The organism is Devosia sp. A16, from assembly GCF_001402915.1.
GTDB lineage: Bacteria > Pseudomonadota > Alphaproteobacteria > Rhizobiales > Devosiaceae > Devosia_A.
The window spans coordinates 2,519,066-2,539,801 of the sequence record NZ_CP012945.1 but is presented as its reverse complement, the minus strand read 5'-3'; the positions used below and the strand labels follow the sequence as shown (position 1 = coordinate 2,539,801).

General features: G+C 66.1%; 18 protein-coding genes. 14 read left to right on the top strand and 4 right to left on the bottom strand.

Annotation, left to right across the window (positions count from 1 at the left end):
* Window positions 1-774: 774 nt before the first annotated feature.
* The 7 genes from dnaA to APS40_RS12345 all read left to right on the top strand — a co-directional run bounded on the left by dnaA (window position 775) and on the right by APS40_RS12345 (window position 8,496).
* Window positions 775-2,223 (top strand): chromosomal replication initiator protein DnaA, encoded by a 1,449-nt coding sequence (dnaA, locus tag APS40_RS12375; protein ID WP_236884096.1) that lies wholly within the window; start codon window positions 775-777, stop codon window positions 2,221-2,223.
* 132 nt (window positions 2,224-2,355) lie between these two features.
* On the top strand, window positions 2,356-2,547 hold the full coding sequence (locus APS40_RS12370) for a hypothetical protein (protein WP_055047340.1): 192 nt from the start codon (window positions 2,356-2,358) through the stop codon (window positions 2,545-2,547).
* 172 nt (window positions 2,548-2,719) lie between these two features.
* Window positions 2,720-3,838, top strand: a complete 1,119-nt coding sequence (dnaN, locus tag APS40_RS12365) for a DNA polymerase III subunit beta (protein ID WP_055047339.1) — start codon at window positions 2,720-2,722, stop codon at window positions 3,836-3,838.
* Window positions 3,839-4,021: 183 nt separating this feature from the next.
* Window positions 4,022-5,146: a DNA replication/repair protein RecF gene (gene recF / locus APS40_RS12360; RefSeq protein ID WP_055047338.1), complete on the top strand. Its 1,125-nt coding sequence runs from the start codon at window positions 4,022-4,024 to the stop codon at window positions 5,144-5,146.
* A 114-nt stretch (window positions 5,147-5,260) separates the two neighbouring features.
* A complete protein-coding gene (gene gyrB / locus APS40_RS12355; protein ID WP_055047337.1) occupies window positions 5,261-7,714 on the top strand; it encodes a DNA topoisomerase (ATP-hydrolyzing) subunit B in 2,454 nt (817 codons plus the stop codon).
* 70 nt (window positions 7,715-7,784) lie between these two features.
* Window positions 7,785-8,120 (top strand): hypothetical protein, encoded by a 336-nt coding sequence (locus APS40_RS12350; protein WP_055047336.1) that lies wholly within the window; start codon window positions 7,785-7,787, stop codon window positions 8,118-8,120.
* Between the two features lie 37 nt (window positions 8,121-8,157).
* Window positions 8,158-8,496, top strand: a complete 339-nt coding sequence (locus APS40_RS12345; RefSeq protein WP_055047335.1) for a YnfA family protein — start codon at window positions 8,158-8,160, stop codon at window positions 8,494-8,496.
* Between the two features lie 54 nt (window positions 8,497-8,550).
* On the opposite strand, the gene APS40_RS12340 is transcribed toward APS40_RS12345, so the two are convergent.
* Entirely contained in the window at window positions 8,551-8,793 is a 243-nt protein-coding gene (locus APS40_RS12340; protein ID WP_055047334.1) for an Atu4866 domain-containing protein, read from the bottom strand.
* 124 nt (window positions 8,794-8,917) lie between these two features.
* Complete coding sequence (locus APS40_RS25455) at window positions 8,918-9,052, bottom strand: hypothetical protein (protein WP_257720950.1); 135 nt, start codon at window positions 9,050-9,052, stop codon at window positions 8,918-8,920.
* Window positions 9,053-9,240: 188 nt separating this feature from the next.
* On the opposite strand from APS40_RS25455, the gene APS40_RS12335 reads away from it, so the two are divergent.
* From APS40_RS12335 to lpdA, 4 genes are all read left to right on the top strand, one after another.
* Window positions 9,241-10,143 carry an AraC family transcriptional regulator gene (locus tag APS40_RS12335; protein ID WP_055049649.1) on the top strand — a complete coding sequence of 301 codons (903 nt, stop codon included), beginning with the start codon at window positions 9,241-9,243 and terminating at the stop codon, window positions 10,141-10,143.
* Window positions 10,144-10,383: 240 nt separating this feature from the next.
* The gene (locus APS40_RS12330) at window positions 10,384-12,555 is read left to right on the top strand and encodes a transglycosylase domain-containing protein (protein ID WP_055047333.1); all 2,172 of its coding nucleotides are present in this window, start codon (window positions 10,384-10,386) and stop codon (window positions 12,553-12,555) included.
* A gap of 110 nt (window positions 12,556-12,665) precedes the next feature.
* On the top strand, window positions 12,666-13,424 hold the full coding sequence (locus APS40_RS12325) for an SDR family oxidoreductase (protein ID WP_055047332.1): 759 nt from the start codon (window positions 12,666-12,668) through the stop codon (window positions 13,422-13,424).
* A 286-nt stretch (window positions 13,425-13,710) separates the two neighbouring features.
* Window positions 13,711-15,117, top strand: coding sequence for a dihydrolipoyl dehydrogenase (gene lpdA / locus APS40_RS12320; protein ID WP_055047331.1), 1,407 nt, complete (start codon window positions 13,711-13,713; stop codon window positions 15,115-15,117).
* A 107-nt stretch (window positions 15,118-15,224) separates the two neighbouring features.
* Here lpdA and APS40_RS12315 read toward each other — a convergent pair whose 3' ends face one another.
* Both APS40_RS12315 and APS40_RS12310 read right to left on the bottom strand, forming a co-directional pair.
* A complete protein-coding gene (locus tag APS40_RS12315; RefSeq protein ID WP_156342922.1) occupies window positions 15,225-15,968 on the bottom strand; it encodes a M48 family metallopeptidase in 744 nt (247 codons plus the stop codon).
* 152 nt (window positions 15,969-16,120) lie between these two features.
* On the bottom strand, window positions 16,121-16,570 hold the full coding sequence (locus APS40_RS12310) for a DUF2852 domain-containing protein (RefSeq protein ID WP_055047329.1): 450 nt from the start codon (window positions 16,568-16,570) through the stop codon (window positions 16,121-16,123).
* A gap of 144 nt (window positions 16,571-16,714) precedes the next feature.
* Here APS40_RS12310 and APS40_RS12305 point away from each other — a divergent pair, with 144 nt between their 5' ends.
* From APS40_RS12305 to APS40_RS12295, 3 genes are all read left to right on the top strand, one after another.
* On the top strand, window positions 16,715-18,019 hold the full coding sequence (locus APS40_RS12305) for an ActS/PrrB/RegB family redox-sensitive histidine kinase (protein ID WP_055047328.1): 1,305 nt from the start codon (window positions 16,715-16,717) through the stop codon (window positions 18,017-18,019).
* A gap of 160 nt (window positions 18,020-18,179) precedes the next feature.
* Entirely contained in the window at window positions 18,180-18,731 is a 552-nt protein-coding gene (locus APS40_RS12300; protein ID WP_055047327.1) for an ActR/PrrA/RegA family redox response regulator transcription factor, read from the top strand.
* Window positions 18,732-18,932: 201 nt separating this feature from the next.
* Complete coding sequence (locus APS40_RS12295) at window positions 18,933-20,603, top strand: MBL fold metallo-hydrolase RNA specificity domain-containing protein (RefSeq protein ID WP_082434361.1); 1,671 nt, start codon at window positions 18,933-18,935, stop codon at window positions 20,601-20,603.
* Window positions 20,604-20,736: the final 133 nt, after the last annotated feature.

Here is a 20,736-nt window from a genome sequence, read left to right as displayed (position 1 = left end):
GGCACAGCGTGGGAAAGCGGGCGTCAGTGTGACAGCTTTGCGACACCTGGATGTAGAGTTATCCCCGGGCGAAAGGCCTGCATTTCCGGGCCTTTGCGCGGTCCCGTCATGAGAATTTCATCTGCCTGTCAGGAATGAATTGTCGCTTTCGAGCCGCAGCTACCACAATTCCAAAGCCGCCAAAAACCTCACGAAACCCCGATTCCCCCTTGAGTCACAGCGCCTTGGATTTCGACCCGGACAAAGTGCCGCGGAAAGGTTTTTGCAAAGGGTGCGAGTCAACCCCCTCTAGGCAAAAAACCCCCGTTGATTGGAAAATTCCCCCCCACTAAGATGCCCCTCGTCGCTCAGGAACACCCGGCGCCAGAACCGAGTAATCGAGCGACATGACTGGCAGGAATGCTGACTTTGAGATCGTGGCTGAGGCGACATGGACGCGGCCGGCAGTCTTGGGGAAACTCCATTCGTAGTCTGGTTTGATTAGTATTAGTGTTGGTCTTACGAGCACGTAAGACGTTGCGGTAGTCCGGGCGCGATCAGCGGCTCGGCTCAATTGAAAGTTTGGTTAGACTGAACCGCGGCGAAGTTCGCGGGCAGGACAGGTTTGTCTGCGCAAGCGGGCAATAGGTTGGCGGCGCTGTGCCCAAAAGGGGCAGCTGTAGAACAGGATTTGGGGCTAACACGATGGCGATGAACGCGGCGGCGGATCGTGCAGGTTGGGTATCGGATGCAGGGAACGGAAAGGGGCAAAGCGGCGGCAAAGAGGGAGCGGTGATGATGGGCAAGGACGGCCAGGCACTCGGCTCCAACGAGCTTTTCCAGCGTGTCCGTGCCCGGCTCAAGGCCGCCGTCGGCGAGGATGTCTTCAACTCCTGGTTTGCCCGGCTGGAACTGGAAGAGATCGTCGACGACCTGGCCCATCTGAGCGTGCCGACCCGCTTCCTGTCCTCCTGGGTGCAGTCGAACTACGCCGAAAAGATTCTCGAGGCGTTCCGCGCGGAATCCGCCGGCCTCGCCCGCCTGCACTTCACGGTGCGCGTCAACGGCCAGGCTCGGCCCCGGCTGCACCAGGCCGAGACGCCCAGCGAAGCGATCGAGGTCGAAGTGACGGCCGCACCGGTGGCGCCCCGCGTGGTGCGGGAGTCGACGACAGCGCCGGCGCCACGCGGCGACGCGCTGTCCGGATCGGCCCTCGACCCCAAGATGACCTTCGACAGCTTCGTTGCCGGCTCGGCCAACGAGATGGCGCTGCAAGTGGCCAAGCAGGTGGCCCACGCGGCCGCCAACAACACCGTCAGCTTCAACCCGATCTACATCCACTCGAGCGTCGGCCTGGGCAAATCCCACCTGCTCAACGCCATCGCCTGGGCCGCAGGCGCGGCCGAGCCCGGCCGCAACATCGTCTACCTGACGGCCGACCATTTCATGTACCACTTCATCACGGCCGTGCAGCGCCAGTCGGCGCTCGGCTTCAAGGAGTGGCTGCGCCGCGTCGACCTGTTGCTGATCGACGACATGCAGTTCCTGCAGGGCAAATCCGCCACCGAGTTCGGCCACACGCTGGGGACGCTGCTGACCGGGGCCAAGCAGGTGGTGGTGGCCGGCGACGCGCCGCCGCGCGACCTCGAAATGCTCGATGAGCGCGTGCGTTCGCGGCTCTCGGGTGGCCTCGTGGTGCCGATCAACTCGTTCGACCTCGATCTCCGCCGCGCTATCGTCACCCGACGGGCCGAGCAGGCGGCCTCGCGGTTCTCCGATGCGCATTTCGCCCCGGCGGTGCTCGACTATGTCGCCCGCGTGGTGGTGAGCCATGGTCGTGATCTCGATGGGGCGGTGAACCGTCTCCTCGCCGCCAACCAGCTGACCAAGGAGCCGATCACCGTGGCGCTCGCCGAGCGCACGCTGGCTGACCTGGTGCGGCAGCGCGATGCCCGCCGGGTGCGAATCGAGGACATCCTCAGGATCGTGTCGCGCCACTACAAGGTGCCACGCAACGACCTGCTGTCCTCGCGCCGCTCGCGCGACGTGGTGCGTCCGCGCCAGATCGCGATGTATCTGGCCAAGGCGCTGACCTCGCGTTCGCTGCCGGAAATCGGCCGGCGCTTCGGCGGCCGCGACCACACCACGGTGCTGCACTCGGTCCGCAAGGTCGAGCAGATGATCAAGGATGACGGCGAGCTGGCGCAGGAGATTGAACTGCTCAAGCGGATGCTCGAAGAATGAGATATGCGGCCCTCCCCCGCGGGGAGGGCACCGCCGGCCGAAACCATCCGGCGGCGTTGTGAGTTTCGACCCAGTAGGGTCCGTTAGTGAGTGGTAGCGTTGCCGGTATCGCGTTCGAGAACTCCGCGGCTGTTGCTGCGGATCAGAAAAGGTCTGAAGCGCCTCGATCTGGGGGCGCGCCCTGAGCCCCAGCCGCTGCCGCCCGACCGGGCCTGGCACGAGATGCTGGCGCGTCTGAATGCCGAGGACGCCGCACGACGCCTCGAAGACACCGAGCGGCGTCTCGAGGCGATGGAACGGGCGCTGAACGGCGAGAGGCGGTAGCGAGCCCCCCAGGCGCCACGCTGCCGCGCATTTTGTCTAGGGATAGCGGCCTCGCGGGCCCACGCGCCCTTGCCTTTTGCCCCTTGAATTGTAATGTCGCAGCCCGGTTTCCGCTTGGTTTTGGGCTGGGTTTCGCCGGGCAGCAGCCGTCTGGGGTAGGGGTTTTGGGTTTATGAAAGTCACTCTCGAGCGCAACCATCTGCTCAAGTCGCTGGGGCACGTCCACCGCGTGGTGGAGCGCCGCAATACCTACCCCATCCTCGCCAACGTGCTGCTCAAGGCTTCGGACGGCAAGCTCGACCTGCGCGCCACCGACCTCGATATCGAGGTGACCGAAAGCGTGCCGGCCATGGTCGGCCAGGCCGGGACCACCACGGTGCCGGCACACACGCTCTACGAAATCGTCCGCAAGCTCGCCGACGGGGCCGAAGTCCGGCTCGAGAACGAAGGCACCGAACAGCTGCTGGTGACCTCCGGACGGTCGCGCTTCCACCTGGCGTGCCTGTCGCCCGACAGTTTCCCGGACCTCAAGTCCGGAACCTTCACTCATACGTTCTCGGTTCCCGCGGCGACGCTGCGCGAGCTGATCGAGCGCACCCAGTTCGCCATCTCCAATGAGGAGACGCGCTACTACCTCAACGGCATCTACATGCACGTGCTGGAGGTCGGCGGTGTGCCGACGCTGCGCGCCGTCGCCACCGACGGACACCGCATGGCGCGCGCCGAATCCGATGCACCGCAGGGCGCCAAGGGCATGCCGGGCATCATCGTGCCCAAGAAAACCGTGTCGGAAGTGCAGAAGCTGCTCGACGGCGCCGATGGCGATGTCGAGGTCGAACTTTCGGACACCAAGATCCGGGTCACCCTGGGCAGCGTGGTGCTGCTGTCGAAGCTGATCGAAGGCACCTTCCCCGACTATGATCGGGTGACGCCCAAGAACAACGACAAGCAGATGAACGTCGACAAGCAGACCTTTGCGACCGCCGTCGACCGCGTCTCGACCATTGCGTCGGATCGCGGCGGCAAGGCCGTCAAGCTGTCGATGAAAGAAGGCCAGCTCGAGCTTTCGGTCACCAACCCGGACCATGGCACGGCGAGCGAGGAGCTGGCGGTCGAATTCGAGCCCGAGAGTTTCGAGATCGGCTTCAACGCCCGGTACCTGCTCGACATCATCGGCCAGATCCGCTCGGAGAACGCGGTGTTCCTGTTCAACGACGCCGGCTCGCCGACGCTGGTGCGCGAGGACGGCGACGCCAAGGCGCTCTATGTGCTGATGCCGATGCGGGTGTAAGGCCTGTCTTCCCTCTCCCCTTGAGGGAGAGGGTGGCCCGGCGAAGCCGGGTCGGGTGAGGGGAAGTCGCTCCTCACTTCGTTCGGATCGCGCGATGACTTCGCATCGCGGACCCCTCATCCGGCGCTGCGCGCCACCTTCTCCCTCAAGGGGAGAAGGGAGATCGAGGTTGCGGCGCCGCCAATGCACCCTTCCCGCTACATCTCACGGCTTCGCCTCTCGCATTTCCGCAACTATGCATCGGCGGCGCTCGATCTCGACGGGCGGCACCTGGTGCTGGTCGGCGCGAACGGCGCGGGAAAGACCAACCTGCTCGAGGCGGTATCGCTGCTGTCGCCGGGGCGCGGCCTGCGCGGCGCCCCGTTCGAAGATGTCGCGGCGCAAGGATCCGACGGGCTTTGGGCAGTGGCCGCCACGGTCGAAACGCCTGAGGGGCCGGTCGATATCGGCACCGGCGCCGGCGGCCCGGAGGGCGGCAGGCGGGTGCGGATCAACGGCGCCAACGCCCGGACCATCGAGGAGATGAGCTCCTATCTGAGGGTGCTCTGGCTGACCCCGGCGATGGATGGCCTGTTCACCGGCCCGGCGAGCGAACGCCGGCGTTTCCTCGACCGACTGGTGACGACGCTGCTCCCCGGCCATTCGGCTCAGGTCTCCGACTTCGAAAAGACCATGCGGCAGCGCAACCGGCTGCTCGACGAGGACGCCGACCCGATCTGGATCGATGCGGTCGAAGCACAGATGGCGGCGGCGGCCGCAGCCGTGCATTTCGCGCGCGCCGACAGCCTCGGCGAGCTGCAGGCGCTGATCGCGGCCGGCGTCGACGAGGCAAACTTTCCGGCAGCCCGGCTGGCGCTGACGCCCCTGTTCGAGGATCGGCACGAGGCTCAGTCCTCGGCGGTGCTCGAAGCGGACCTCAGGGCCCTGTGGCGCGCCAACCGCAACCTCGACCGCGCCGCCGGGCGCACCCTGGTCGGCCCGCACCGCATCGACCTCGAGGTGCGGCATGCGCAGAAGGACATGCCGGCGGCGCTCGGCTCCACCGGCGAGCAGAAGGCGCTGCTGATCGGGCTGATCCTCGCCCATGCGCGGCTGGTCAAGCGTGCGGCCGGCATCGCGCCCTTCCTGCTGCTCGACGAAGTGGCGGCGCATCTCGATCCCGGCCGCCGGGCGGCGCTGTTCACGGCACTCGACAGCCTCAACACACAATGTTTCATGACCGGCACCGACCCCATGCTGTTCGAGGCGCTGGCCGAGGGGGCGCAGCGGGTAATCGTCAAGGATGGGCGATTGGCGCCTGAGCCGTGAGAAACGGTCCCTAAGCCTTGTAAAACGGGCTAAAAATAGCCATTTCCCTTGGGTATGAACACCCGATCCGCTAGACCGATCCCAGCGGACCTGCTGACCTGATTCGGGACCCCCTTGAGCACCGAGACCCCCTCCGATCCGAACGAATATGGCGCCGATTCCATCAAGGTCCTGAAGGGCCTCGATGCGGTGCGCAAACGCCCCGGCATGTATATCGGCGACACCGATGACGGCTCGGGCCTGCATCACATGGTCTATGAGGTGGTGGACAACGCCATCGACGAGGCCCTGGCGGGGCATGCCGACCTGGTGACGGTGACGCTCAATGCCGATGGCTCGGTGTCGGTCAACGACAACGGCCGCGGCATCCCGACCGCCATCCACAAGGAAGAAGGCGTCTCGGCGGCCGAGGTCATCATGACCCAGCTGCATGCCGGTGGAAAGTTCGACCAGAACTCCTACAAGGTCTCCGGTGGACTGCACGGCGTGGGCGTGTCGGTGGTGAACGCGCTGTCGGTCTCGCTCAAGCTCAATATCCGGCGCGACGGCGAGATCCATGAGATGGAGTTCTCGCACGGCGACGCGCTGGCGCCGCTGAAGCAGGTGGGCACCTATGTGCCCAACCTGCAGCCGGGCACGTATGAAGGCCGCTCGGGCACCGAGGTCACCTTCCTGCCCTCGCCCGATACCTTCACCATGGTGGAGTTCGACTTCAAGACGCTGGAGCACCGGCTGCGCGAGCTGGCCTTCCTCAACTCGGGCGTCCGCATCGTCCTCCGCGACCTGCGCCATCCCGAGCCGGTCGAGGTCGAGCTGCACTACGAGGGCGGCCTCGAGGCCTTCGTGCGCTATCTCGACAACGCCAAGACGCCGCTGATTGCCGCGCCGATCCTGTTGAGTTCGGAGCGCGACGGCATCACCGTGGAAGTGGCGATGTGGTGGAACGACAGCTACCACGAGAACGTGCTGTGCTTCACCAACAACATTCCGCAGCGCGATGGCGGCACGCACCTGGCGGGCCTGCGCGCGGCGCTCACCCGGCAGGTCACCAAATATGCCGAAGAGAGCGGCATCCTGAAGCGCGAGAAGGTCGAGGTGTCCGGCGAGGATATCCGCGAAGGCCTCACCTGCGTGCTGTCGGTCAAGGTGCCGGACCCGAAATTCTCCAGCCAGACCAAGGACAAGCTGGTGTCGTCCGAGGTTCGTCCGGTGGTCGAGAACGGGGTCAACGACAAGCTGCAGCAATGGCTGGAAGAGCATCCGGCCGAGGCGAAGTCGGTGGTCGGCAAGGTGGCTGAAGCGGCGGCAGCGCGTGAAGCGGCGCGCAAGGCGCGCGAACTCACCCGCCGCAAGTCGGCGCTCGACATCAACTTCCTCGCGGGCAAGCTCAAGGATTGCTCGGAGAAGGATCCGGCGCTCAGCGAGATCTTCATCGTCGAGGGCGACTCCGCCGGTGGCTCGGCCACGCAGGGCCGCGACCGCCGCAATCAGGCGGTGCTGCCGTTGCGCGGCAAGATTCTCAACGTCGAGCGCGCCCGCTTCGACCGCATGCTGAGCTCGGAGACGATCGGCAACCTGGTGATGGCGCTGGGCACCTCGATCGGGCGCGAAGAGTTCAACATCGACAAGCTCCGCTACCACAAGATCATCATCATGACGGACGCCGATGTCGACGGCGCCCATATCCGCACCCTGCTGCTGACCTTCTTCTATCGGCAGATGCGCGAGCTGATCGAGCGCGGCCACATCTACATCGCGCAGCCGCCGCTCTATAAGATCAAGCGGGGTTCGTCCGAGCAGTACCTGAAGAACGAGCGCAGCCTCGAGGACTACCTGATCAATGCCGGCACCGATGAAGCGGTGCTGACCAGCCGCGACGGCGTGGCGCATTCGGGTGAGGACCTGCTGCAGATCGCGCGGCAGGCACGCGAGATCGTGCATACGATCGAAGGCCTCAACACCAAGTACAACCGATCGATCATCGAGCAGGCTGCCATCGTCGGCGGGCTCGCCGACGCGGCCGGCGACGATGAGCGAGCTCGTACGGTCATCGAGCGCGTAGTGCGCCGCCTCGACCGGCTGGCCGACGAGTTCGAGCGCGGCTGGCAGGGTGAACTCGACGGCCAGGGCGGCTATGTGTTCTCGCGCACCATTCGGGGCGTGACCGAGCGGCACGCGGTCGACGCACAATTGCTGGCGTCCGCGGACGCGCGCCGCATTCGCGCAACGGTGGACAAGCTGGGCGACCTCTATGGCGGCGTTGCCAAGCTGGTGCGCAAGGACCAGAGCTTCGATATCTACGGGCCGTTCTCGCTGTTCGAAACCGTCTCGGCCATCGGCCGCAAGGGCATTTCGCTGCAGCGCTACAAGGGTCTGGGCGAGATGAACCCGGAGCAGCTGTGGGAAACCACGCTCGACCCGAACGCCCGCACCCTGCTCAAGGTCGAGCAGCGCGAAGACGACAGCGAGGTCGGCATACTGTTCTCGGAACTGATGGGCGACGTGGTGGAGCCGCGCCGGCTGTTCATCCAGGACAATGCGCTGAGCGTCGCCAATCTCGACGTCTAGGAACTCTGGGATCGGAAGACGCTTGGCTGCATCGCCCTCCCCCCACCTTCCGCTGGCGGCTTGACCGGCGATGGAGTGGATCGTCGCTGGCATCCTGATCGTCGTGGCGGTCGCCGTGCTGTGGTTCGCGGCGTTCGCCCTGGCCAAGCGCAGCCGCTATGCCCGCCTGCTGCAGAAGTATGGCGGCGACGAGAAGCTGGTCGATGCGCTGGTGAGCAAGACCATCTGGCAGGGCATGACGGCCGAGCAGTTGCGCGACAGCTGGGGCGAGCCGGCGTCGATCGAGGAAAAGGTCATGAAGACCAAGATCAAGCAGGTGTTCAAGTACCGCCCGGTCGCCGCCAACCGCTATCGCGACAAGGTCACGCTCGAAGATGGCGTGATCGTCGGCTGGGACCAGAAATAGCGCCGTTAGGACCGACATCAGCTGGTGGAGCGCGCGAATGCCTGTCTACGTGCCTACCTTGCTGGTCTACGCCGGGGCCGCAGTTGCCGAAATCGCCGGATGTTTCGCGTTCTGGGTGTGGTTCCGCAACGGGCAATCGATCTGGTGGCTGATTCCAGGGCTGGCCTCACTCGCGGCCTTCGCCTGGTTGCTGACGCTCGCGCCGAGCGAACATGCGGGCCGAGCCTTTGCGGCTTATGGCGGGGTCTATATCGCGGCATCCCTGCTTTGGCTGTGGCTCGCCGAGGGACGGCGCCCGGACGTATGGGATCTGGCCGGCGGAGGGCTGGCGCTGGTTGGCACAGCAATCATCCTTTTTGCGCCGCGCTCCAATTGAAATGAAAGGCCCGCCAGTTGGCGGGCCTTCATCCGATCCGGGTTAGTCGGAGGGTCAGTCCCGGGCGTACATCACCATGCCGGCATGGTGCAGGACGCCGGCGATGAAATCGCCGGCGGCGGTGAAGCCGGTATCGTCCTGGTACTCGATGTGGTTGCCGACGATCCGATAGTCGCCCTGGTAGGCGACGTCGAGATGGCCGCGCGCTTCGATGTAGCGGCCGTTGGGCAACAGCGCCTGACGGATTTCGCCGTCTGCAGTGGCCCACAGGCCGGTATAGTCGTGTCTGGTTCCCATTGGTGAAACTCCAGGCTGGAGTGAGAGGGGTCGGCGGCTTCAGGCGAGGCCCAGCGTGGTGCCCGCTACGACTGCCAGCGCGGCGATCAGCGCCGCGCCGGCAAGCAGTACAACGAGCCGCCGGTTAGCCATTCATGCTCCGCCGCTCGCGCCGCGGCCGGCGCGGCCGGACATTCGCCTGCTTCAGAAGCTTGCTGGTGATGGCGAGGATGGCCTGGGGCTGCAGGCTCCGGGCGATGCTGGAAAGATCGATAGTCATTTGGGGTCCTCGCTTTCTACCGCCGACCTTGGTGCGTCTGGCGGTGACAGCTATATCGCTCGGCAAGGACTGGAGGCGGTAGACTGATCCTCCGGAGTGATTGCACAATCCTCCAAAACTCGGTGATCGCACGTGACTCGCCCGCGCGAACTGCTATGTAGGTTGCATCGAGAATGAAGGAATTCGCCATGGATCGCATGGATGAACTCAAAAACCTGATTGCACAGTTCGCGACCGACGACGGCATTCAGGCAACGCCGGTCGAAGGCATGTCGCTGGTGCGGATCTCGCACCCGTCCGAACCGATGCATGCCGTGCACCATCCGGCGCTCTGCATCGTGGCGCAGGGCCGCAAGCGGGTGATCGCCGGGGACCGGGTGCTCAACTATGACGCGGCGAATTTCCTCGTCGTCTCGGTGGATACGCCGGTCATCGGCCAGGTGGTCGAGGCGACGCCGGACGAACCATACCTCTGCATGAAGCTCGAGCTCGATGCCGCCGAGATCGGCGCCTTGCTGATCGAGGTCGGCGGCGTCACCGCCGCAGCGGCCGCCGAGGCCGAACCGAGCGTGACGGTGAGCCCGATCATGTCCGACCTGCTCGATGCGGCGATCCGGCTGGTCAAGCTGCTTGAGCGGCCGGAGGACCTGGCGGTGCTCGGGCCGATGGTGAAGCGCGAGATCCTCTACCGCCTGCTCCGCTCCGACCAGGCCACCAAGCTGCAGCAGATTGCCTTGGCCGAGAGCCGGCTGCAGCAGGTCAACCGGGCCATCGGCTGGATCAAGCTCAACTATCGCGAGGCCTTCGCCATCGAGACGGTGGCGGCCGAAGCGCGCATGAGCCCTTCGGCGCTGCACCTGCATTTCAAGGCGGTGACGGCGATGAGTCCGCTGCAGTACCAGAAGCAGTTGCGGCTACAGGAAGCGCGCCGGCTGATGCTGTCCGAAGCGGTCGATGCGGCGACGGCCGGCCACCGCGTCGGCTATGACAGCCCCAGCCAGTTCAGCCGCGAATATGCCCGCACCTTCGGCGCGCCGCCGCTGCGTGACGTGGCGCGGCTGAAGGCCGGTGACCTGCTGTCGGCCGGTTGATCCGCCACTGCGCTCGCTGCGATCGAAGCCGGCCTGCGCCAGCTGTCACCGCTCCGCAACACCGCTCGACCGGCACGCTTAAGCCCACATAAACCGGCCACATTTAACTTGGATAGCCAAGGGGACCGCGCTGGTCGAAGGCCCGGAGTTTCGGGTTGGCTGAGGCTTGGCGAGACGGTCGGATGCCCGATGGCGTCCGCAGGCTGCCCCGCGAAGGGAACCGGCTGCCGGACACACGCCATGCGCAAGAAGAATGCCGGGGCCCTGTTTATGGATTTTCACGTCTCGCCCGATGATCGCGTCGGCGCCATGCCCAAAAAGGGCACGCGTTCGGAGCGTTCCGCACCGGCGAAAAAGGCGGCGCGCGGCGCCCGGATCGAGCCGGGCTTTTCCGATGGCGGCGTCTATGTCGACGACGAGCGCAGCGAGCGCGCCCCCCGCGGCAAGGCGCCGCGTGGTCGGGCCCCCAAGCAGAAGAAGGGCCGTGGCCGGCGTGAACGGCGCCCGCTGACGCTGTTCGGGGTTATCTGGAAGATGATCTCCTGGCTGTTCATCCTGGGCATCTGGGGCGCCCTGGCCTTGGGCGCGGTGGTGGTCTACTACGCCGTGCAACTGCCCTCGGCCGACACCTGGAAGGTGCCGGACCGCGCCGCCAATATCCGCATCGTCGCCGCTAACGGGCAATTGATCTCCAACCGCGGCAAGACCGGCGGTGAGGCAGTGTCGCTGCGCGAGTTGCCCTATTACGTGCCGGCGGCCTTCGTCGCCATCGAGGACCGGCGCTTCTACGATCATTTCGGGATCGACGTGCTCGGCCTCGTCTCGGTGGCGCTCGAAAGCGTGCAGGCGGGCGAAGTGACCCGCGGCGCCTCGACCATCACCCAGCAGGTAGCCAAGAACCTGTTCCTCACTCCCGACCAAACGCTGGGCCGCAAGGTGCAGGAAGCGCTGCTCGCCGTGTGGCTGGAGCAGAACTATTCCAAGGACGATATCCTCGACCTCTACCTCAACCGCATGTTCTTCGGGCACGAGTCCTACGGCATCGAGGCCGCCTCGCAGCGCTATTTCGGCAAGTCGGCGCGCAACCTGTCGCTGGGCGAAGCGGCGATGCTGGCCGGCTCGCTGCAGGCGCCGTCGCGCCTCAACCCCAAGGGCAACCCCGATGCGGTAAAGGCGCGCCAGGGCCTGGTGCTCGCGGCGATGGCCAAGGAAGGTTACATCACCCCGGCCGAATCCAAGGCTGCGGCGATCGACCCCAACCAGACGGTGCGCACCAAGGTGGTGGGAGGCGAATCCTATGTCGCCGACTGGGTCGAGAGCCTGATGACTGCCTATCTGGGCGAAGTGAAGCAGGACGTGATCGTCCACACCACGATCAACTGGGACCTCCAGAAGGAGGCGGAATTCGTGGTGAAGGAAGCCGTGGCCAAGTACGGCAAGGAAAAGGGCTTCACCCAGGGCGCCATGGTGGCGATGGATGTCGACGGCTCGGTACGGGCCCTGGTCGGCGGCGTCGACTACCAGCAGAGCCAGTATAACCGTGCAGTGACGGCGCGCCGGCAGCCCGGTTCCACCTTCAAGCCGTTCGTGTATCTGGCCGGCATGGAGAAGGGCTATACCCCCGACACCATCGCCACCGACGGGCCGGTCGACATCAACGGCTGGAAACCGGCCAATGCCGACGGCAAGTATGGCGGCGACATGACCTTGCGCCAGGCGCTGGCGCTGTCGCGCAACACCGTCTCGGCGCTGCTCGCCAACGATGTCGGCCCGGACAAGGTGGTGGAAGCGGCAATGCGGATGGGGATTTCGTCGCCGCTGCAGGCGGTGCCGTCGATCGCACTGGGCACGCAGGAAGTCTCGCTGCTCGAGCTGACGGCAGCCTATGCGCCCTTCGCCAATGGCGGCATCGGCGTCATCGCCAATGTCATCACCCGGATCGAGACCGCCGACGGCAAGGTGCTGTATGACGCGGTGGCGGCCGGCCCCGGCCGGGTGATAGAGCCCAATATCGTTGCCGAGATGAACGACATGCTGCACGCCGCGGTCGAGATCGGTACCGGCAAGCGGGCCCAGCTCAACGGCTGGCCGATGGCCGGCAAGACCGGCACCAGCCAGAAGGCCCGCGACGCGCTGTTCGTCGGCTATACGGCCCGCATGGTGGCGGGTGTCTGGCTCGGCAACGACAATGATGTCGGCACCAAGCTCTCCGGCGGCAACGTGCCGGTGGAGATCTGGAGCCAGTTCATGACCAAGGCCCACGAGGGCATACCGGTCGCCGAACTGCCGGGCGCCATGACGACGCAACCGACCTTCGAGCAGCAACCGCTGCAGCCGATGGAACAGCCGCAGGCCGAACGCCCGCGCCGCACCCTGGTCGACCTCCTGGGCGATATCTTCGGCGGCAACTGACCCTTTCTGCTCCCCTCCCCCTTGAGGGGAGGGGAGCAAAAGAGAATGCCAGTTCCGCCTTTTGCATTCTCGGCCTGGGCCGTAGAGTTACCTCCCAAGGGAGGGACCTGATGTCCGATAAAGTACTTGTGGTCACTGGCGGCAGCCGGGGCATCGGCGCCGCGGTGTGCCGGCTCGCGGCAATGCGCGGCTATGGCGTGGTGGTGAACTATGCCGGCAATGTCGCGGCCGCCGAGGCGGTGTGCGCCGAAATCCATTCCCGCGGCGGCGAGGCCGTCGCGGTGCGCGGCGATGTCAGCCTCGCCGAGGATGTCGAGCACATCTTTCGTGCTGCCGACCGCATGGGCCGGGTGACGGGGCTGGTCAACAATGCCGGCACCATCGCCCCCTCGTCGCGCGTCGACGCCATGGATGCCGAGCGCATCAACCGCATCTTTGCGGTCAACGTCACCGGCTCGATCCTGTGTGCCGGCGCCGCGGTCCGGCGCATGTCCAGCAAGCATGGCGGCAGGGGCGGCGGCATCGTCAATGTCAGCTCCGCCGCCGCCAAGCTCGGCGCGCCGGGAGTCTATGCCGACTACGCGGCGAGCAAGGGCGCCATCGACACGTTCACGGTCGGGCTGGCGCTCGAGGTGGCGGCAGAAGGTATCCGGGTCAACGGCGTGCGTCCCGGGGTAATCGACACCGAATTTCACGCCACCGGTGGCGTCCCCGACCGGGCGCAGCAACTGGCGCCCAGCGTCCCGCTGGGGCGGGTCGGCACGGCCGAGGAGGTGGCGCAGGCGATCCTGTGGCTGCTGTCGGACGATGCGGCCTATGTCACCGGCACCACCCTGGCGGTGACCGGCGGACGGGCGGCGGCGCCTTGAACGCTATGCCGCGGGCGGCTGCCCCTACCCTTGATCTCTCCCGCTAAGAAAGGGGAGGGGGCGCATACATCAACGCCAGCGTTCTGGTCTCCCCCTTATCGAGGGACAGGAGGGCCCCGCAGCCGCCAGCTGTCGTATCGCGCACATCGAATCATGCGCATTTCGCATGGCTCCGCCTGCGACGGGGGTTCCCTCCAAAGGGCGGGTAGTTTAACCCGTTTGGCAGTCCTATATCGGCAGCGCGGGCGCCACTTGCCAGGCGCCATTTGAGCCTCTCGGAGACATCATGGCGGACACTTTCGACCTCACCGTAATCGGCTCCGGCCCGGGTGGATACGTCGCGGCAATCCGGGCGGCGCAGCTCGGCATGAAGGTCGCGGTGGTCGAGAAATGGCCGACCTTCGGCGGCACCTGCCTCAATATCGGCTGCATCCCATCGAAGGCGATGCTGCATGCCTCGGAACTGTTCGAGGAGGCGGGCCACCAGTTCCGCCAGTTCGGCATCGACGTGACGCCTCAGTTGAACCTCAAGCAGATGCTGGCGCACAAGGACGACACCGTCACCGCCAACGTGTCGGGCATCGAGTTCCTGTTCAAGAAGAACAAGATCACCACCTTCCGCGGCACCGGCTCGATTCCGGCCGAAGGCAAGGTGCTGGTGACGCCGGAAAGCGGCGCGCCGACCACCATCGAAACCAGGAACATCCTGATCGCCACCGGTTCGGTGCCGATCAGCCTGCCGGGCATCGAAATCGACGAGAACAAGGTGGTGTCCTCGACCGGCGCCCTGGCCTTCCAGGACGTCCCCAAGCGACTGCTGGTGATCGGCGGCGGCATTATCGGGCTCGAGCTCGGCTCGGTCTGGGGCCGGCTCGGCGCCAAGGTGCAGGTGGTCGAATTCCTCGACCGGATCCTGCCCGGCCTCGACAGCGAGGCGGCGCGGCAGACGCAGCGCAACCTCACCAAGCAGGGCATGGAGTTCAAGCTCTCGACCAAGGTGACGGCGATCGAGAAGCAGGGCGACGGCTCGGTCCGCGCCCGGCTGGAGCCCGCCGGCGGCGGCGAGGCGAGCTTCGCCGAGGCCGACGCGGTGCTGGTGGCGGTTGGCCGCAAGCCCTTCACCGAGGGGCTGGGCCTCGAGGGCGTCGGCGTGGCGCTCGACGAGCGCGGCCGCGTGCGCACCGACGCGCAGTTCAAGACCAACGTGCCGGGCATCTATGCGATCGGCGACGTGGTGGCCGGGGCCATGCTGGCGCACAAGGCGATGGACGAAGGCCATGCGGTGGCCGAGATCATCGCCGGCCAACAGCCGCACGTGAATTACGGCACCATTCCGTCGGTGATGTATACGAGCCCGGAAGTCGCCTGGGTCGGCAAGTCCGAAGACGAGCTGAAGGCGGCGGGCATCGAGTACAAGGCCGGCAAGTTCCCGTTCACCGCCAATGGCCGGGCCAAGGCGATGCTGGCGACGCAGGGCTATGTGAAGATCCTCGCCGACGTCGCTACCGACCGGGTGCTGGGGGCGCAGATCATCGCAAAGAATGCCGGCGAGATGATCCACGAGATCGTCGTCCTTATGGAATTCTCGGGCTCGGCCGAAGACCTCGGCCGCACCACGCATGCGCATCCGACGCTCAGCGAGGCGATCAAGGAAGCCGCGCTGATGTGCGGGGATGGGGCGATACATATTTGATCTCACGCGCCGTACCGCTGCGGGGTGGCCTGTAGGCCACTCCTCGCTGGCGCTCCGATGGGGCGGGGGTCGGCGCGCACCGGCTTAGGCCCGTTGGGCAAAAGCCCCTACTCCAGCCCATACCCCATCAGCACCTTGCCGTGCGCCTTGAGCCAGGCCTTGCCCTTTTCCATGTCGGGCAATGCCCGCTCGACCGCCTTCCAGAAGCTGGGCGAGTGGTTCATGTGGACGAGATGAGCCACCTCGTGCGCCGCGACATAGTCGAGCACGAAAGGCGGCGCGAGGATCAGCCGCCAGTTGTAGTTGAGCCGCCCGGACGACGAGCACGAGCCCCAGCGGGTCGCCTGGCTGCGCATCGCCACCGACTTCACCTCGACGCCCAGTGTCGCGGCATGAACGTCGGAGCGCTCGGCGAGGTCGCGCTGCGCTTCGGCCTTCAGCCATTCGGTCAGCCGGCGCGGGATGTGGGCCGCTTCGCCGGGCACCAATAGCGACAGCTCGCCATCGATCTCAGACACCTCGACCCGACCGCGCAGACGGCCCGTCGCATGGATGCGGTGCGGCACGCCGCGCAGCGGCAGCACCTCGCCATCGGCAAAAGCAGTGCGCGGCGCACTGCGCTTGAGGCGAGCGGCCAGCCAGCCGCGATGCCGGTTGAGAAAACCCTCGGCCTCGGGCCAGCGGCCGGTCTTCGGCAGGGTCAGCACCGGGTTGCCGTGATGCGGCACGGTCAGCCGGTAGCTCCTGGCTCGCGCGCTCACCTTCACCGTGATCTCGACCGGCGCATCGTCGATGACGATCGTCGTCGCGGCCGGCACCTTCGGCGTCCTCGCGGGGAACAGAAAGTTCATGGCCTGATCATCGCCGATTCGGAGCAAACGCCGACGACAAAAAAGCGCCCCTCGAAAGGGGCGCAGTCGTCAGGAGGAGGGGCATGGGACCGGCAGCGTGACCGACAAGGCTTGCAACAGCCTTGCGGGGGACGATCACGCGCATGCCGAGGTCAGACGTTGGTCCCGTTATTCTGGTCGCCGCCATAGTTCGGGCGGTTGCCGTTCTTGTCGCGCATGAAGCGGTCGAACTCTTCGCGATCCTTGGCCATGCGGAGGTTCCGCATGTATTCGTGGAAGGCGCTGACCTCTTCATCGAGCCGGCGGCGCTCCTCTTCGAGGCGCTTGAGCTGCTCGGCGCGGTAGTCGTCGAACGCGGCATTGCCGCTCGAATTGCGGAAGCCGTGGGGACGGAACGCGTTGCCGCGGGGACCGCAGTTTTCCGCCCAGTTGCGAGATCGGTTGACGAACCCCTGAGCCTTTTCCGCCGAGCCGCCGAACATTTCGCCCCATAGGATGTAGGCGAGAACGGCGAGGCCGAGCGGCCACCAGAGAACGAAGCCCAGGACCATCAAAGCGATGGTCAACGGGCCCCATTGCGGTTTGATAATCGCAGTGTGCATTGGACTTTTCTCCCAGTCACGAACTGCTTCGATGTGGTCCCGTCACGGGAGGGGTCAAGCGTTGGCTCGCGCTTTTTTGACCTTGAAATGGCATGCTAGACTTCCCATGCGGGCCGAAACCGAAGTGCCCGGAAAGGACGATTCATGGCATTGGCGGAGACGTCGGCAATCCTGCCGGGCAATTGGCGACCCCTCAGGCTGGCGACGCTGGTGGGGTTGCGCTGGCTGGCGATCGTCGGGCAGACCGCCGGAGTGCTGTTCGTCCAGTTCGGGCTGAACTTTCCGCTGCCCCTGACCGAGTGCCTGATGCTGATCGGGCTCTCCGTGCTGCTCAACCTGTGGGTGATCTTCCGGCTGGGCGAGGGCTATCGGCCGCCCACCACGGTGGCGACGGTGCACCTGAGCTTCGACCTGTGTCAGCTCGGGGCGCTGCTGGCCTTGACCGGCGGATTGCAGAACCCCTTCTCCCTACTGCTCCTGGCGCCGGTTTCGGTGTCGGCGACGACGCTGCCGCAGCGCTCGACGGTGATCCTCGCCACCCTCGCCATCGCGCTCGCCTCGCTGCTTTCGGTCTATCACATGGACCTGCCCTGGGACCCGGACTCACGCATCGTGTTCGACCGGGTCTACGTCATCGGCATCTGGGTCTCGATCCTGTGCGGCACGATCTTCATTGCCGCCTATACCAACCGGGTGGCGCACGAGGCGCGCCAACTCGCCGATGCACTGGCGGCGACCGAGCTGGCGCTGTCGCGGCACGAGCAGCTGAGCGCGCTCGATGGGCTCGCCGCGGCGGCGGCGCACGAGCTGGGCACACCGCTCTCCACCATCGCGCTGGCGGCGCGCGAGATCCGCGACGAGGTGCCCGAAGGGCCGGTGCGCGAGGATATCGAGCTGATCATGTCGCAGGCGGCGCGCTGCCGCGAGATTCTGGGCAAGCTCAGGAGCCTGCGCGACACGCCGGGCGACCCGTTCGCCGCCGTGCCGGTATCGGCGCTGCTCGCCGAGGTGATCAAGCCGCTCGAAGGCGGCGGCAAGGTGATTTCGGTGCGCACCGGCGCCGGCAGCGGCAGCGGCAGCGAACCGGTGATCGGCCGCAACGCCGGGCTGCTCTATGGCCTGGGCAACCTGATCGACAATGCGGCGCAGTTCGCGCAACGCGCCGTGCTGGTCGAAGCCAGCTGGGACAAGCAAGCGCTGACGGTGACCATTACCGACGACGGCCCGGGTTTCCCGACCGACCTGATCACCCGGCTGGGCGAGCCTTACCTCACCACCCGGCCGCGCAGCGCCGACAGCGGCGAGCCGGGCGGGCTGGGCCTCGGCATCTTCATCTCCAAGACCCTGCTCGAGCGCACCGGCGCCAAACTGAGCTTCGAGAACGAGGCGGCCGACGGCCATGCCCGGGTGCGGTTGATCTGGCCGCGCGCGGCGATCGAGCAGCCATGAGGGGGCATTTGCTCCGCACCACACACCGTCTGCTTCTGCCCCCTTGAGGGGAGGGATGCCGCCTCATCACCCCCACCCCGACCCCTCCCCTCGAGGGGAGGGAGTAGATTTGCTGCCCATATTTTGACCTTTTGCCCAAAAGACCCTACATGAGGCGGCGATGAGCACAGTCGATGAACTTCTTGCAGCCGACCGTACCCTGCTTCTGGTCGATGACGACAAGACCTTCCTGACCCGCCTCGAGCGGGCCATGCAGAAACGTGGCTTCGATGTCCGCATTGCCGACACCGTGGCCGGCGGCCTCGCTGCCGTCTCCGAGGCCCCCCCCGCCTATGCCGTGGTCGACCTCCGGCTCGAAGACGGCAACGGCCTCGACGTGGTCGCGGCGCTGCATCAGAAGCGCGAGGATGCCCGCGCGGTGGTGCTTACCGGCTACGGCAACATCGCCACCGCGGTAACCGCGGTGAAGCTCGGTGCGGTGGATTATCTGTCGAAGCCGGCCGACGCCGAAGACGTGATCAACGCCCTCCTCGCCACCGGCAACAAGCCGCCCGAGCCGCCGGAGAACCCGATGTCGGCCGACCGGGTGCGCTGGGAGCACATCCAGCGGGTCTATGAGTTGTGCGACCGCAACGTCTCGGAGACGGCGCGCCGGCTCAACATGCATCGCCGCACCCTGCAGCGCATCCTCGCCAAGCGCGCGCCGAAATAGATGATCTCACGGCAGTTGAAGGCCCCCTCACCCGGCCTTCGGCCGACCTCTCCCCTCGGGGCGCTACCGCGTCCCCCAAAGGGAGAGGTGGTGCGCCGTCACAGTCGTGCCACAACCTCACCTCTGCCTCGAGGGAGAGGTCGCCGCGCGGCGGCGGGTGAGGGGGCCTTCCACTCTTCCTAGGACAGATCGGAGCATGCCATGACCGTCACGCTACACTTCCACGGGGCGTCGGGCACCGTGACCGGCTCGTGCTACCGCATCGTGCACCCCAAGGGGCAGTTCCTCGTCGACTGCGGCATGTTCCAGGGCAACAAGACGGTGCGCGATCTCAACTACAAGCCGTTTCCGTTCGACCCCAAGGGGATCGACTTCCTGCTGCTGACGCACGCCCATATCGATCATGCGGGGCTGCTGCCGCGGCTGACCCATATGGGCTACCGCAAGCCGATCTGGGCCACCGAGCCGACCAACGGGCTGCTCGAGTACCTGCTGCCCGATGCCGCCGGCATCCAGGAAAGCGAGGCCGACCGCGAGACCAGGAAACGCTCGCGCCGCGCCGAGGAGCCGTTCCAGCCGCTCTACGTCATGGAAGACGCCAACGAAGCGCTGAAGCTCACCAAGGCAGTCAAGTACGAAGAGTGGATCACTCCCGGCCCGGGCGTGCGCGCCCGCTACTGGAATGCCGGACATATTCTCGGCTCGGCCTCGATCGAGGTCGAGGTGACGGACAGCGACGGCAAAGCCATCCGCATCCTGTTCTCCGGCGATCTCGGGCCGGACGTGAAAGTGTTCTGGGAGGCGCCCGACGCGCCGGCCGGCTATGACTATATCCTCTCCGAATCCACCTATGGCGGGCGGGAGCGCGAGGACTATACGCTCAAGCAGCGCCAGGAGGCGCTGAAGACCGAGATCAATACGGCACTGGCCCGCGGCGGTAACCTGGTGATCCCGACCTTCGCGGTCGAGCGCAGCCAGGAGCTGCTGCACGACATCGGTTACCTGATCAAGACCGGCGAGATCAGCCCGAGCCTGGTCTTCCTCGACAGCCCGCTGGCGAGCAAGGTCACCGGGGTCTATCGCAAGTACGCCTCGATGTTCGACGATGTCGAACTGAGCGCCGACGAGCTGTTCAACGATTCCCGCTTCCGCATCGTCGAGAGCGTCGAGGAGAGCAAGGCGATCAACTCGGTCCGCGGCGGCGCCATCATCATGTCGGCCTCCGGCATGGCCGATGCCGGCCGGATCAAGCACCACCTGCGCAACAACCTGCCGCGCGCCAACGCCACCGTGCTGTTCGTCGGTTACCAGGCGCCGGGCACCCTGGGCCAGATCATCCAGTCGGGTGCCAGGGAAGTGCGCATCCATTGCGAGCTGGTGCCGGTGCGGGCGCAGGTGCGCAGCCTCGGCAACTATTCGGCGCATGCCGACCATTCGGAGCTCGTCGCCTGGGTCACCAAGCGCCTGCCGGCGCACGGCGCGATCTTCCTGACCCATGGCGAGGACGAAGAACGCAAGGCACTGCGCGCCGCGCTGATGCACGATGACGGCCTCGCCGGCGACCAGGTGCTGATGCCGCTGCTCGACGACGCCTTCGAGCTCCGCGCCGAGGGCATTGCCGGCGTCGCCCGACCGGCCGAGCGCCGCGTCGATCTCAGCCAGGTCACCGCCGACTGGCACAATGCCTATGCCAGCTTCATCATCGATCTCAGCCACCAGCTGCAGAGCGCCCCGAACGACGCACAGCGCATCGCGGTGATGGAGGCGCTGAAGGCGACGCTCTCCAACACCGGCCCGGTGACCCCGCCGCTGCCGATGAAGACCCAGCCCGGCAACGCCCCGGTGCTGCACGGCGAGCCGAGCGGGGAGTAAGGGCCGGGAGCTTCGCAACAAGCAAGGAGCGGCTCCGCCACTGACCTGGCAACCAGCCCCTCTCCCCTGAGGGGAGAGGGTAGTGCAGCTAGGACCGTGAGGTCCGTAGCGGAACTCGGGTGAGGGGTTCGGC

Coding starts and splice junctions, on each gene's coding strand:
- dnaA (WP_236884096.1), top strand. CDS start 775: ATGATGGGCAAGGACGGCCAGGCACTCGGCTCCAACGAGCTTTTCCAG.
- dnaN (WP_055047339.1), top strand. CDS start 2,720: ATGAAAGTCACTCTCGAGCGCAACCATCTGCTCAAGTCGCTGGGGCAC.
- recF (WP_055047338.1), top strand. CDS start 4,022: ATGCACCCTTCCCGCTACATCTCACGGCTTCGCCTCTCGCATTTCCGC.
- APS40_RS12350 (WP_055047336.1), top strand. CDS start 7,785: ATGGAGTGGATCGTCGCTGGCATCCTGATCGTCGTGGCGGTCGCCGTG.
- APS40_RS12345 (WP_055047335.1), top strand. CDS start 8,158: ATGCCTGTCTACGTGCCTACCTTGCTGGTCTACGCCGGGGCCGCAGTT.
- APS40_RS12340 (WP_055047334.1), bottom strand. CDS start 8,793: ATGGGAACCAGACACGACTATACCGGCCTGTGGGCCACTGCAGACGGC.
- APS40_RS25455 (WP_257720950.1), bottom strand. CDS start 9,052: ATGACTATCGATCTTTCCAGCATCGCCCGGAGCCTGCAGCCCCAGGCC.
- APS40_RS12335 (WP_055049649.1), top strand. CDS start 9,241: ATGGATCGCATGGATGAACTCAAAAACCTGATTGCACAGTTCGCGACC.
- APS40_RS12330 (WP_055047333.1), top strand. CDS start 10,384: ATGCGCAAGAAGAATGCCGGGGCCCTGTTTATGGATTTTCACGTCTCG.
- APS40_RS12325 (WP_055047332.1), top strand. CDS start 12,666: ATGTCCGATAAAGTACTTGTGGTCACTGGCGGCAGCCGGGGCATCGGC.
- lpdA (WP_055047331.1), top strand. CDS start 13,711: ATGGCGGACACTTTCGACCTCACCGTAATCGGCTCCGGCCCGGGTGGA.
- APS40_RS12315 (WP_156342922.1), bottom strand. CDS start 15,968: ATGAACTTTCTGTTCCCCGCGAGGACGCCGAAGGTGCCGGCCGCGACG.
- APS40_RS12310 (WP_055047329.1), bottom strand. CDS start 16,570: ATGCACACTGCGATTATCAAACCGCAATGGGGCCCGTTGACCATCGCT.
- APS40_RS12305 (WP_055047328.1), top strand. CDS start 16,715: ATGGCATTGGCGGAGACGTCGGCAATCCTGCCGGGCAATTGGCGACCC.
- APS40_RS12300 (WP_055047327.1), top strand. CDS start 18,180: ATGAGCACAGTCGATGAACTTCTTGCAGCCGACCGTACCCTGCTTCTG.
- APS40_RS12295 (WP_082434361.1), top strand. CDS start 18,933: ATGACCGTCACGCTACACTTCCACGGGGCGTCGGGCACCGTGACCGGC.